Raw genomic sequence first — 13,810 nt, forward strand, 5'->3', positions numbered from 1 at the left:
CAACTTTTGCTCGATATATCGCTTGTCATTTTTCTCTAGGAAAGCAGTTCCCAGTGGCACACCTGCTCGGCGGCGAGAACCTCACGGTCTCGTATGCAACCCGTACCGTCCTCGATGGCATCACCCTCGGCCTTGAAGAGGGCGACCGGATCGGCATGGTGGGCCGCAACGGCGACGGCAAGTCAACCCTCATGAGGCTGCTGGCCATGCGCTCCACCCCGGACTCCGGCCGGGTCACCAAGCGCAGCGAAGTCAACATCGGCTACCTGGACCAGAGCGACGTGCTCGACGGCGACCTCACCGTCGGCGCCGCGATCGTCGGGGAGCAGGCCGACTACGAATGGGCCAGCAATCCCCAGATCCGCGAAGTCATGGGCGGACTCGTGTCCGACGTCGACTGGCACGCCAACGTCCATGCGCTCTCCGGCGGGCAGAAGCGGCGGGTGGCGCTGGCCAAGCTGCTGATCGAGGACCACGACGTCATCATGCTCGACGAGCCCACCAACCACCTCGACGTCGAAGGCGTCGCGTGGCTCTCCCGGCACCTGAAGACCCGCTGGCGGGCCAACCAGGGCGCCTTCCTCGTGGTCACCCACGACCGCTGGTTCCTCGATGAAGTCTGCAACAAGACGTGGGAAATCCACGACGGCATCATGGACCCGTTCGACGGCGGCTATGCCGCCTATGTGCTGGCCAGGGCCGAACGCGACCGCGCCGCCTCCGTGACGGAAGGCAAGCGCCAGCAGCTCGTCAAGAAGGAACTCGCCTGGCTCCGGCGCGGCGCGCCGGCCCGCACGGCCAAGCCCAAGTTCCGGATCGAGGCGGCCAACGCCCTGATCGCCGATGTCCCCGAGCCGCGCGACTCCACGGCGCTGAGCAAGATGGCCACCGCCCGGCTCGGCAAGGACGTCCTGGACCTCGAGAACGTTTCCCTCGACTTCCTTGGCGGCGACGCCGGGCAGAAGCTCTTCGACAACATCACCCTGCGGCTTGCGCCGGGTGAGCGGCTGGGCCTCGTGGGTGTCAACGGCGCCGGCAAGACCACCCTGCTGAAGCTCCTCAACGGCGAGATCCAGCCCACATCCGGGAAGGTCAAGCGCGGCAAGACCGTGGTCACCGCGGTCCTCACCCAGGAGGTCAAGGAGCTCGACGACGTCTCGGACCTGCGCGTGATCGAAGTGATCGAACGCGAAAAGCGCTCCTTCAACGTCGGCGGCAAGGAATTCACCGCCGGCCAGCTCGTGGAGCAGCTCGGCTTCACCAACGAGAAGCAGTGGACCCCGGTCAAGGACCTCTCCGGTGGCGAACGCCGGCGCCTCCAGCTCCTGCGCCTGCTCGTGGGGGAGCCCAACGTGCTGATGCTCGATGAGCCCACCAACGACCTCGACACCGACACCCTCGCCGCCGTCGAGGACGTCCTGGACGGCTGGCCGGGCACGCTCGTGGTCGTCAGCCACGACCGCTACCTGCTGGAACGCGTCACGGACCACCAGATGGCGCTCCTCGGCGACGGCAAGATCCGCGCCCTGCCCCGCGGCGTCGACCAGTACCTGGAACTGCGCGAAGCGGCGATGGCCGGCTCCACCATCACCGGCGGCGGCAACCCCGTCACCGCCGCCAGCGGCGGTGCCGCCCCCGTTGCCGGCCCCTCGGAAGCCGAGAAGCGGGACGCCCGCAAGGCCAAAAACCGGATCGACCGCCAGCTGGGCAAGCTCAAGCAGCAGGAAGACAAGATTCACGCCCAGATGACCGCCGCAGCCGCCGACCCCTCCGCCGTCGGCCAGCTCGCCGGGCTCAACAAGCAGCTCAAGGACCTCTCCGTCGAACGCGAAGCCCTCGAGCTCGAATGGCTGGGAGCCCTGGAAGTCCTCGGGGAGTAGGCCGTCCAGTCTGGCTGGCTGGAGTGCCGGAGCCGGCCCGTCGACTCGCCTTGGGTGCCGGAGCCGGTCCTTCCGCGTCGCTTAGACACGACGCAAAGGGGACGCTCCGGTCGCTGGGCGACCTCCGCGTCCCGATGCGCCGCGATGCGCTCCTTTCGGAAGGACCGCCTCCGGCGCGCGCAGCGTCACCGTACCGCTGCGCAACAGTCCCCGAACGGAAGTGTCGGCAATAGCGGCGCGGGGGACCTTCGCCAAGTGGGGTGGTTGGCTGCCCCCGAACGGAAGTGTCGGCAATAGCGGCGCGGGGGACCTTCGCGTAGTCGCGCATCGCGGCGCATTGGGCTCCGAAGGTCGCTCAGCGACCGCAGGGGCCCTTTTGCGTCGTGTCTAAGCGACGGCGAAGGGCCGCTGCACCGCGTAGGTGACCACACGGGGCGGTGGCCGGGCTAGTCTTCGCTGCGGAGTTCGGGGTCTTTTTGCAGGCCGGTGAGGCCGTTCCAGGCGAGGTTGACCAGGTGGGCGGCGACGTCGCGCTTGTCCGGGGTCCTGCTGTCCTGCCACCACTGGCCCGTCATGGCCACCATGCCGACCAGCATCTGCGCGTACATGGCCCCGTCGGCCGATGTGAAGCCGCGGCGGGCGAACTCGTCGGCCAGAATGTATTCCACACGCGCCGTGACGTGTGAGAGCAGGGTGGAGAAGGCCCCTTCGGGTTGGGTCGGCGGGGCGTCGCGCATGAGGATGCGGAAGCCTTCGGTGCGGTCCTCGATGTAGCTCAGCAGCGCCAGCGCGGCCCGTTCGACCAGGACGCGCGGTTTGGCTTCCTCGGACAGCGCGTCGTTGATGGAGCTCAGGAGGATCCGGAACTCGTATTCGACGACCTGGGTGTACAGGCCTTCCTTGGAGCCGAAGTGCTCATAGATCACGGGTTTGGAGACGCCGGCGGCGGCGGCGATTTCCTCGATGGTGGTTCCGTCCAGCCCGCGGAGCGCGAACAGTCCGCGGCCGATGCCGATCAGCTGGCTGCGGCGCTGGGGACCCGTCATCCGGATCCGGGGTACGTAGTCGGCGGACCTAACCGGCCTGCCGCTGCGGCCCTCCGCCCCTCCGGATACCCCTGCGCTGTTGCTCACAGCACCATCATGCCCCAGATCAGCCACCGGGAGGGGCCAGCCCGCCCTGCACGCCGCAGCAACACCGGGCGGCAACGCAGTATGGCAGAATTGATTCTCGTGCCACAGGCTCAGCGCCTTGGCATGGTCCGCCCTGGTGTAATGGCAGCACCCCGGCCTTTGGAGCCGTGGAGTATAGGTTCGAGTCCTATGGGCGGAACTGGTGCCCGTCGCGGGGCCGGTAAACGGCACCCGGCGGACGCGGGCCGGTGCGAGTCCAGTAGGATGAATATGGCGCCGCGGCCGGACTCCGGCCCGCCCGGGCCGCGCGGATCCGGTAACCGTGGTGCACCACCCAGCCTCAGCCGCCGGCCACCCAGATCCACCGAACAGCGGCATGAGCTAAGCCACTGAGCAAGGAGAGCCCGTACGTGAGCCCCGAGAATACCGGCCCAGCCGCCGTAATCGTCCTAGCTGCAGGTGCCGGTACCCGGATGAAGTCCCGTACCCCCAAGATCCTCCACGAGATCGGCGGCCGCTCCCTCGTCGGCCACGCGCTGCACGCCGCCCGCACCATCCGGCCGCAGGAACTGGCTCTCGTCGTCCGGCATGAACGCGACCTCGTGGCTGCCCACATCGCCGCCGTGGACCCGGCCGCCCTGATTGTCGACCAGGACGAGGTGCCGGGCACCGGCCGCGCCGTCGAAGCCGCCCTCGATGCGCTCGACGCGCTCCACCCCCAGGCGCAGCTCAGCGGAACGGTGGTGGTCACCTACGGCGACGTCCCGCTGCTCACCGGCCAGCTGCTCGGCGAGCTCGTCGCCAGCCACGAGGCCGGGCGCAACGCCGTCACCGTCCTCACCGCCGTCCTGGATGACGCAACCGGCTATGGCCGTATCCTCCGCGCCGCTGACGGAACGGTCACCGGCATCCGGGAGCACAAGGACGCCACGGACGCCGAACGCGAAATCCGGGAGATCAACTCCGGCATCTACGCCTTCGACGCCGCCGTGCTGCGCGACTCGCTGGCCCACGTCACCACCGACAACGCCCAGGGCGAAAAGTACCTCACCGACGTGCTGGGCCTGGCCCGCGCCGCCGGGGGCCGCGTCGCCGCCGTCGTCACCGAAGATCGCTGGCAGGTCGAGGGCGCCAATGACCGGGTCCAGCTCTCGGCCCTCGGCGCCGAGCTTAACCGGCGCACCGTCGAGGCGTGGATGCGTGCCGGCGTCACCGTCGTCGACCCGTCCACCACCTGGATCGACGCCACTGTCACCCTCGACGAGGACGTCCGGCTGCTGCCCAACATCCAGCTGCACGGCACCACCACTGTGGCGCGCGACGCCGTCGTCGGCCCCGACTCGACCCTCACCGACGTCCAGGTGGGGGAGGGCGCCAAAGTGATCCGCACCCACGGTTCAGGCTCCACGATCGGCGCCAAGGCGAGCGTCGGCCCGTTCACGTACCTGCGCCCCGGCACCGTCCTCGGTGCGACCGGCAAAATCGGCGCCTTCTACGAGACCAAGAACGTCACCATCGGCCGTGGCTCCAAGCTTTCCCACCTGGGCTACGCCGGCGACGCCGAGATCGGCGAGGACACCAACATCGGCTGCGGAAACATCACCGCGAACTACGACGGCGAGAAGAAGCACCGCACGGTTATCGGCTCCGGCGTGCGCACCGGCTCCAACACCGTCTTTGTTGCTCCCGTCCAGGTCGGCGACGGCGCCTACAGCGGCGCCGGCGCAGTGATCCGCCGCGACGTGCCGCCCGGCGCCCTGGTCTTGTCCGTGGCCAAGCAGCAGAACGCCGAGGGCTGGGTCCTGGCGAACCGCCCTGGCTCGCTCTCCGCGTCCCTGGCCGAGGCGTCCGGCGCCACCACGACTTCCTCCAGTACTCCGGCATCTACAGAAGAGGGCTAGCAAAAATGAGCGAAATTACGGCACGCGGCGAGAAGAAGCTGGTGCTAGCCGCTGGGCGCGCGCATCCCGAGCTGGCGAGGGAAATCGCCAAGGAGCTCGGCACCGAGCTGCTGCCCCTGGATGCCTACGACTTCGCCAACGGCGAGATCTACGTCCGGGCAGGGGAGAGCGTGCGCGGCACCGACGCCTTCGTCATCCAGGCGCACCCCGCACCGCTGAACAACTGGCTGATGGAACAGCTCATCATGATCGATTCGCTCAAGCGGGCCTCGGCCAAGCGCATCACCGTGGTGTCCCCGTTCTACCCGTACGCCCGGCAGGACAAGAAGGGCCGCGGCCGCGAGCCGATCTCCGCGCGCCTCGTTGCGGACCTCTACAAGACCGCGGGCGCGGACCGGATCATGAGCGTGGACCTGCACACCTCCCAGATCCAGGGCTTCTTCGACGGGCCGGTGGACCACCTCATGGCCATCCCGCTGCTCGCGGACTACATCCGCACCCGCGTCGGCGCTGACGACATCACCGTGGTTTCTCCGGACACGGGCCGCGTCCGCGTCGCCGAGCAGTGGGCTGAGCGCCTCGGCGGGGCGCCGCTGGCGTTCGTCCACAAGAGCCGCGACCTCACCGTTCCGAACCAGGCCGTCTCCAAGACGGTCGTCGGCCAGATCGAAGGCCGCACCTGCGTGCTGATCGACGACATGATCGACACCGGCGGAACCATTTCCGGCGCGGTCCAGGTGCTCAAGAACGCCGGCGCCAAGGACGTCATCATCGCGGCAACCCACGCCGTCTTCTCCGACCCGGCGGCCCAGCGGCTCTCCGAGTCCGGCGCCCGCGAGGTCGTGGTCACCAACACCCTGCCGATCGACGCCAGCAAGCGCTTCCCGCAGCTCACCGTGCTGTCGATCGCACCGCTGATTGCCCGCGCCATCCGCGAAGTGTTCGACGACGGCTCGGTCACCAGCCTGTTCGACGGCAACGCGTAGCATCCCGCTGGGGCAGGCCTGAGTCTGCTCCAGCCTGCTCAAGCGCCCGCCGGTGCGGGGCCGTTTTCAGAATTGCGGCCCCGCACTGGTAGCCTTGAACCGAAACCTTGGCGAGGGAGAGCGCCGGTAGACCGCTTGCACAAGATGTACGCACGGTCAGCCGGATTGCTGGTATCCGTTATCGACTGGGTCTGAATCTCCTTCTGAAGGGCCGCTGCACAGCAGCCCGGCGTTGAAGGTCGCAAACAGACCTCCGCCCTTGCTGAACACCGTTAGTCCCACAGCTTGAAATCCAACGAGGAGATATCCATGTCTGAGCAGAAGCTCGCAGCAGAAGTCCGCACCGAATTCGGCAAGGGCTTCGCCCGCCGCGCCCGCATGGCCAACCTGATCCCCGCCGTCATCTACGGCCACGGCGCCGAGCCGATCCACATCACCCTGCCGGCGAAGGCCACCACCCTGGCCGTGCGCACCGCCAACGCCCTGCTGACCCTGGACATCAACGGCGAACAGCACCTGGCCCTTGTCAAGGACATCCAGCGCAACCCGATCAAGCAGATCATCGAGCACCTGGACCTGCTGACCGTCCGCACCGGCGAGAAGGTCACCGTGGACGTCCCCGTCCACCTCAGTGGCGAACTTGCTCCGGGCAACGTCCACAACCTGGAAATGACCACCGTCTCCCTCGAGGCCGAGGCCACCCACCTGCCGACCGCCATCGAGGTCAGCATCGAAGGCCGCGCAGCCGGCGAGCACATCCACGCTTCGGACCTCGTCCTGCCGAAGGGCGCCACCCTGCTGGCCGACCCCGAGGCACTCGTCGTCAACATCTCCGAAGCCACCGAAGTCACCGAGGAAGAGGCGTCCGAAGGGGCTACCGCCGAAGCTTCCGAGGCATCAGCCGAGTAATTCCGGCGAAACCTCCGGTGGCCGGGTCCCTCTGGGGCCCGGCCGCCGTCGTCTCCGGCCGGAATGCCGGTCCCCGGGGCCGGGAAACTGCCCTCTAGCGAAGGACTCACCCATGACTGACACCTGGCTGATCGTAGGCCTTGGCAACCCGGGAGCGGAGTACGCCCACAACCGTCACAACGTCGGGCAAATGGTCCTTGACGAACTCGCTTCCCGGATCGGGAGCGGCTTCAAGTCGCACAAGTCCAGGGCCCATGTCCTGGAAGGGCGGCTCGGCATCGGCGGCCCGCGGGTCGTCCTGGCCAAACCCCTGAGCTACATGAACGTATCCGGCGGCCCGGTTGCGGCGCTGGCGAATTTCTACGGCATCGAACCAGGCCACGTCATCGCCGTGCACGACGAGATCGACATTCCCTTTGACACGGTGAAGCTGAAGCTCGGCGGGGGTGAGGGTGGCCACAACGGGCTGCGGGATATTTCCAAGGCCCTCGCCACCAAGGACTACCTGCGGGTCCGGGTCGGCGTAGGCCGCCCGCCAGGCAGGATGGACACGGCAGACTTTGTGCTGAAAGACTTTTCCGGCGCGGAGAAGAAGGAACTGCCCTTCCTGATCGATGCAGCGGCAGACGCCGTCGAGTCGCTGGTCCGTGACGGCCTGTTGGAAGCCCAGCAACAGTTCCACCCCGCGAAGACGCCCTAGCCGGAACCCGCGGGGACCTCCGCTGCGGTGCCGCGCGTAACGCGCCGTCGCCGACCCTCGAATTGCTTCCAAGGTTTCTGAAATGCCGTTATGATCGCTCTACTCTCATATTGGGGGATAGGGATACGCTACTTCTAGGCGGACGGTCTCAGGTTTGCTGTCCGCAAAGCGGTACGAAGGAAACTAGATGTCGAGGGAATCGCTGGGCTGGGGGAATGTTTCCACTACGTTGGCACCCGCCATAGAAGAACCTGCAGCCGGTCCGCTGGACAGGCACAGGTGGTCAGGTCTGGCGCGCAATGCCGACGCCGACCGGGTTCGCAACGCCCTGCTCGGAGACGACCGGATGGGCGTAGTGATCACCGGCGACCGCGGCGTGGGCAAAACCCAGGTAGGACGCACGGCGATCGCAGGCTTCGGTCCTGACGTCTACACCCTTCAGCTCCGCAGCTCGGGACCGGGCTCGGCAACACCCTACGGTTGCCTGGCGTTCACGCTCGCCCGCCTGCCGCAAAGCTCCCTTGGCTCGCCGACCGCCATCCTGCACGGCATCACCTCCCTGATCCGGGACGACGCCGCCGGAAGAAAATGCGTCATCATGCTGGACAACGCCGGGGCTCTGGACGAATTGAGCACCGGCGTGCTCCTCAATCTGCTGCAGACCCGGACGGCGCGGCTCGTCGCCACTGCCCAGCGCACGACGGACCTTCCGCCGGACTTCTACTGGCTCATCACTTCCGGCCAGCTGGCCGAGGTCCGGCTGGCCAACCTCACAGAAGTCGAAACCCTGGAAGTGCTTAAGGCGGCGCTGGGGCACAGAGTTTCCAGCGCCCTGGCGAGCCAATTGCACCAGCTCGTTGGCGGCAGCCCGACCCTGCTGCAGGCCGTGGTCTCCGAGCAGATTGAACGGGGCAACTTAGTGCTTTCCGGATCTGTCTGGACCTTGGTGGATGAGGTGGTCCTTGACGGGCGCACAGCACTGGAAGATATCGTGCGGGCCCGGTACGCCCGCGAAACACCTGTGGCCCGGGAGCTCATCGAGGTGCTCTCCTGTGCCCGGACCCTGCCGCTGGCCAGGCTCGCGCGGATGTACAGTCCCGGGGTCATTGCAGACATGGAAGATGCGGGGCAGATTGTCGTCGACCGGACGGACCGGCACCTCGTTTCGCTGGGGGACCGCTATCTGGGCGACATCGTCCGCAACTGGCTCAGTGTGGAGCGCAGGCTGGAGCTGAGGGACAAGGTTCCGGGGCACCAGCAGGACGAGCTGAATGAGCTGACTGTGGAGGACCTGCTGGCCTACGCAGCGTGGACCCATGACTGCGACGCGCCCCTGGCACCCGCCCACGCCGTGGCCGCGGCGGGCGCCGCCGTCAAGCTCTTCGACCCGAAGTTTGCGCTCAAGTGCGCCGGCAGTCTGAGCCCGGAGGACCCGGAATGGACGGAAGGGCAGCTGCAGAAGTCCGCCGCCTACCTTCAACTCGGGCTGCCGCTGCAGGCCATGTCTGCCCTGGACGATGTCTCGGAGGCGCATGTCAGCGCTCTCAGCGCAGAGGCGTTCGCTGAGCTGGTAGCAGCCAAGGTGGACTGCATGTCATGGCTCGAGGACCGGACGGCACAGGTGCCCGAACTGATCCGGCAAGGCTGGCTGCGGCTCCACGAAATCGGTGAGAACCAGCCGGCAGCCACAACGCAGGAGTTGGCCCGGGCCGGTTTGTCCCTGGACCTCAGCGAATTCAACTACCTCTCCTTTGTCGGTGACTATGGGCCCATGATGGACAGGCTCAGCGCGGCCGCGTCGTCGGAAGTGGATGACATCAATCCGGTGCACCGGCTGCGATCGGCAATCATTTTGATGGAAGCCCTCTGCATGACGGGCAAGGAAGTCGAGGCCCGCAAGCTGCTGCGCGACATCGGCGGCCAGCTGGGGGAGTGGTCCAACGTCCCGCGGATCCGCGAGAACTTCGCATGGAGATCCTTCAACGTGCTTCTGCTCTCCGGACAATGGCGCCAGAGCATCGACATGCTCAAGGATGCCAGCGGCCGGGCCGGCCATGGGCTGCATTCCGGCAGCGCGCCCACTGATCTGGCTGTCGGACTCGCCTATGTCTATGCGGGCCGCGGCTACATGGCCCTCGACCCCCTCCTGGCCGCGATAGCGCAGCTCGAAGTCCGGGCCAGCCTGCACTCGTTGCGGCAGGCCTACGCGGCTACGGCCTTCGCCTACGCCCAGACCGGGAATTCCGTGCAGGCCACTGTCTACCTGGACCGGGCACGGTCAGCGGACGGTGCCGCCCGCTTCGCGATCCGAAGTTCCGCCGAGTTCTGCATGGACATGGCTTCGCGCTGGCTGGGCGATCCGGAGGCGAAGGACCGGCTTGTGCGCTCGGCCGAGGAGCACTACCGGAGCGGCCGGTACACCCTGGCCGGTATCTTCATGCTCGGCGCGACGGTCAACGGCACGGCCAAGGACTTCCAGTTCATGGAAGACATCGCGGCCCTGCGGCAGGGACCGCTCGCGGAGCTGTCCCGGATCATCGCCGTGGGCAGCCGCAAGAAGGACGCCGCCATCATGCTGGAAGCCGCCGGCCAGGCAGCAGCCATGGAACTCGACGCCGTCCAGGCCAGATGCGCGGCCCTCGCTTTCGACTTCGCCAAGGCTGCGGGTCTGAGCGGGAAGGCGAGCGCAGCCCACGCCATCCTTGAGAGCCTTGCGGACTCCGTGCCGGCCCTGCCCATCATGCCCAGGAATAAGGGTCCGCTGCTCACAGAGCGGGAGCGCCAGATAGCTACCCTCGCAGGCAACGGGGTCTCCAACAAGGACATTGCCCTGGCCATCGGCATCTCGGTGAGAACAGTGGAGGGACACCTGTACCAGGTGTTCACCAAGCTGGGAGTTTCTTCGCGAAGTGATCTGCTTGGACTCATCTAGGAACCGTGCAACCGCCCCCGAGGAGGCGGCAAGACCCACCCCCCTGACCGGGCGGACGGAGGACCTGGGGTCGGCGGTCGAGGCCCTCCAAGGGAGCACACATGTCGCAGTCCTGCTGCTCGGGGACAGCGGGATCGGCAAATCCACGCTCCTGGACGCCGTCGTGGCCGAACTGGAGTCCACGGTGACGCCCGTCCGTATCCATGGCAGCCCCTCCCTGACGAACGTCCCGTACGGCGTGCTCGGTCCTTTCATTCTCGGGCTGCCCGTACAAGAGGCCACCTCGCAGCTGGCCGTGCTCAGGACCTTCTGGTCCGGGCTGGAGGAAGAGCGCCGCGCCTCACAGAAGCCACTGCTGCTCATCGTGGATGACGCCCACGACCTTGACGAGGCGACCGCGGGGATCCTGGTGGAACTGGCCGCTGCCGGGTGGGCGAAGCTGCTCGTGGCCTCGGCGACCCGGCCGGGCTTGCCGGAACCGCTGCTGCAGCTGTGGTTTGAAGGTATTGCCGAACGCATCGACCTCCGCCCCCTGACCCAGGGGCAGACGGCTGACATCCTGGAACGGGCGCTGGGAGCCCAGGTCCTGCCGAACGTCACCGAAATCCTCTGGGAAGCCTCCGAGGGCAACCCGCTGCTGCTCAGCGGGCTGATCGACGACGCGAAGAACGACGGCACGCTGCTTCAACGCAACGGGGTCTGGCTGCTCGCGCGTCCCCTTAATAGCCACGGGGACCGCCTGACCGACGTCGTGCGCCGGCAGTTGCTTCGGCGCTCGCCCCAAGAGCGCCAGGCCCTGAACCTGGTTGCCCTGGCCGAGCCCGTGTCCCGCGAGCTGATCGAGGCCACGGTGGGCGAGGACCCGGTTGCCGTTCTTATCGAACACGAGATGATCCGCGTCACGCCGGCACCCCACCCTCAACTGCGGCTTTGGCACTCGATCTATGGCGACACGCTGCGCAACCTCATTTCTCCGGCGCGCAGCCTCCAGCTCCGGCAGAGCCTCCTGCGGCTCATGGACAGCGAGCCCACGTCGGCGGAAGGCCTGCTCCGCCAAGTGAGCTGGTCGATGGAATGCGGAGCCGAGGTCGACGACCGCCAACTGCTGCGCGCAGCCGTTTTGGCCAGCCGGCTCTACGAGGACGAGCTGGCACGCAAGGCAGCCGCACTGGTCAAAGACCCTGAACTTCAGGTGGCGGCCAGGTCTGTGACGGCCCGCACTTACTTCAACACCTCGGACTATGCGGCCGCGCGGGACATCCTGGAGGCTGACTTCGCCAAGGGGCTCAGCGTTGCTGTCCTGCTCACGGGAACCCTGATGTGGGCTGCCGTGCAGGCCGCTCTGGGCCACAGTCCGGCCGACATCATGGACCGGGCCGGAGCGCTCCTGGAAGCAGGCGAGCGGCTGGCCAGGGAAAACCCGGAAGACGGCGAGGGAATCCTGACAGCCACGCGGGAGCGGTACGCCACCATGCGCGCAATGGTATTCGCCCTCGCCGGCGAGTATCCGGAAAGTGCCGGCACGGAAGCTGGCGTGCTGGACGGCCCACCCGCCAACACCCTTGAGGCGGCGTTCAGGCTGGCCCTGGAATCGGAACGGCTCCTGGTGCAGGGGAAGGCCGTCCAGGCCTTCGCGAAAGTGTCCGAGGCGCTGGAATCCGCGGGATCCGGACACGACGAACTGTACTTCCTCGCGGAGTTCCTCGTGGCGCGGGCAGCAGCTGCGGTGATCCACGGGGGCGACTGGGAAGCGGCCGAAACACTCCTGGCCGGAGTAGCCGCCGGCCCCGGGCCCAACCGAATTTCGTTTGGCGGGGGCGTCCATGCCGCGCACGGCATCATCCTGCTGTACCAAGGCAAGGCCGCCCAGGCACTGAACGCCCTTGGCGCGGCACTGGAGTCACTGCGGCTCGCGGATCCCCAGCAACTCTTCGCCCTGACCGCCTCGATGGCGTTTGCCGCCGCCGCCGACGTCGGGGCCAAGGACAAGGCCGCGGTCTTCCTCGCCGACTACAAGGCTGCGCCGCCGGCGGTGTCACGGTACCTGCGGATCCTCTCGCAAATGGCAGTCACCTATGGAAAGGCCCGCCTCGGCAATTACCCTGGAGGCATTGACGAACTCCGGACGTTGGGCCGGCCTCACGCCGACGGTTCCACGCCAGGCCTGGAGTTCGACTCGCTTGCCTTCTGCCTCGCCTTGGGGGACCGGGATGCTGCGTCCCGGCTGCTTGAACTGCAGCCGGAGTTGGAGGGCCCCCGGGCCGCCGCGATCTGTGATTATGCGGCTGCGATCAGCACGGACTTGCCTGCGGACCATCTGGACGCTGGCAAGAGCTGTGAAGACGCCGAGCTGTGGGGCTTCGCTGCCCTTGCATATGACGCCGCCGCGAACGGCTACCGGGCGGCCGGCGACACGCTGCGGGAGCGCATGGCGATGTCCCAGCGGAAGCGGTGCCTGGACAGGGCAGACAGTGTTTCCGGGCAGGAACAGGAAGCCGAGACCGACGCCCTCGGCCTGCTGACGCGCCGTGAGCGCGACATCGTGGCACTGGCGGTGCGCGGCCTCAGCGACCGTCAGATTGCCACCGAGCTGCAGGTTTCCATCCGGACGGTCGAAGGCCACCTGTACCGCAGCTATGCCAAACTCAACGTCAAAGGGCGGGACCAGCTGCCAGGAGTGTCCCCACCGTAGCCGTCCGTCCCATCGTCCGGTCCGCCATTACCGGCACGTGAGGGCAACAACCCTGCACCGGCTCCGGCATGCGTAGCTCCGGGAAGCCGGCAAGTAGGCTCCGGACTACCCGCGTAGGGGGACCACGTAGCCGGACGCCGCCAGCGTCGGGAGGCGACCGCCGTGGCAAGTACCCTCAATTGCGGTTCGTTCGGAACCCGTCGCGAATTCGAGTACGGACTACCGGTGTGCCAGTGCCGTCCGGTTCGCTAGATTGTAGTCAGCACCAGGAACCACCCGACTGAAGCACCTGACAAAGGACTGTGAACGTGGAGCCATCATTGCGGAAGCGGCCCCGGCCCTCCGATGAAGCTGCCAGGATCGCCTGCGTCGGGACCTATGATCCGCTCTGGTGCAATAGACACTAATTCTTTTCCAATGGTCTCCCCAAAATGGTTCCGCCGAGTGCGTGAACCCCTTTGACGGAGCCGACGGCGTCGGAACCTTCTGAGACCGAGGTTCCTCCCCCCAGCCGCCGTCGGCTCCCTAGCTTTTATCGGCCCAGTCCTGGCTCGGCCGCCCGCAGGCCGGGCGGCCGTGCCAAGACTGTGTCAGCGCCGTTTCGGGGCAGCAATCCGGGGAAACGGCTAGCTGCAGGCCGTTGAACTGGAGCGATACACCCAGCGTGCAGGTGCATT

Annotated in this window: 8 protein-coding genes and 1 tRNA gene; 8 read left to right on the plus strand and 1 reads right to left on the minus strand. The window is 67.2% G+C overall.

Features of this window, described 5'->3' with window-relative positions; translation table 11 throughout:
- Positions 1–53 precede the first annotated feature (53 nt).
- The gene (locus AC1DF4_RS12685; RefSeq protein ID WP_476913223.1) at positions 54–1,880 is read left to right on the plus strand and encodes an ABC-F family ATP-binding cassette domain-containing protein; all 1,827 of its coding nucleotides are present in this window, start codon (positions 54–56) and stop codon (positions 1,878–1,880) included.
- Between the two features lie 446 nt (positions 1,881–2,326).
- Here AC1DF4_RS12685 and AC1DF4_RS12690 read toward each other — a convergent pair whose 3' ends face one another.
- A complete protein-coding gene (locus AC1DF4_RS12690; protein ID WP_476913281.1) occupies positions 2,327–2,926 on the minus strand; it encodes a TetR/AcrR family transcriptional regulator in 600 nt (199 codons plus the stop codon).
- A gap of 214 nt (positions 2,927–3,140) precedes the next feature.
- On the opposite strand from AC1DF4_RS12690, the gene AC1DF4_RS12695 reads away from it, so the two are divergent.
- The 7 genes from AC1DF4_RS12695 (at position 3,141) to AC1DF4_RS12725 (ending at position 13,133) form a co-directional block, all read left to right on the plus strand.
- Positions 3,141–3,212 (plus strand) — tRNA-Gln (locus tag AC1DF4_RS12695).
- Between the two features lie 211 nt (positions 3,213–3,423).
- Positions 3,424–4,914 carry a bifunctional UDP-N-acetylglucosamine diphosphorylase/glucosamine-1-phosphate N-acetyltransferase GlmU gene (gene glmU, locus AC1DF4_RS12700; protein ID WP_476913224.1) on the plus strand — a complete coding sequence of 497 codons (1,491 nt, stop codon included), beginning with the start codon at positions 3,424–3,426 and terminating at the stop codon, positions 4,912–4,914.
- A 5-nt stretch (positions 4,915–4,919) separates the two neighbouring features.
- Positions 4,920–5,900, plus strand: coding sequence for a ribose-phosphate diphosphokinase (locus tag AC1DF4_RS12705; RefSeq protein WP_056433181.1), 981 nt, complete (start codon positions 4,920–4,922; stop codon positions 5,898–5,900).
- Positions 5,901–6,209: 309 nt separating this feature from the next.
- Positions 6,210–6,809, plus strand: a complete 600-nt coding sequence (locus AC1DF4_RS12710) for a 50S ribosomal protein L25/general stress protein Ctc (RefSeq protein ID WP_476913225.1) — start codon at positions 6,210–6,212, stop codon at positions 6,807–6,809.
- A 112-nt stretch (positions 6,810–6,921) separates the two neighbouring features.
- Complete coding sequence (pth, locus tag AC1DF4_RS12715) at positions 6,922–7,509, plus strand: aminoacyl-tRNA hydrolase (protein ID WP_476913226.1); 588 nt, start codon at positions 6,922–6,924, stop codon at positions 7,507–7,509.
- A 187-nt stretch (positions 7,510–7,696) separates the two neighbouring features.
- Positions 7,697–10,441, plus strand: coding sequence for a helix-turn-helix transcriptional regulator (locus tag AC1DF4_RS12720; RefSeq protein WP_476913227.1), 2,745 nt, complete (start codon positions 7,697–7,699; stop codon positions 10,439–10,441).
- Positions 10,428–13,133 carry a LuxR C-terminal-related transcriptional regulator gene (locus tag AC1DF4_RS12725; protein WP_476913228.1) on the plus strand — a complete coding sequence of 902 codons (2,706 nt, stop codon included), beginning with the start codon at positions 10,428–10,430 and terminating at the stop codon, positions 13,131–13,133. The genes AC1DF4_RS12720 and AC1DF4_RS12725 overlap by 14 nt, the downstream gene beginning before the upstream one ends.
- Positions 13,134–13,810: the final 677 nt, after the last annotated feature.

This window comes from Arthrobacter sp. 05N429 (assembly GCF_056397045.1).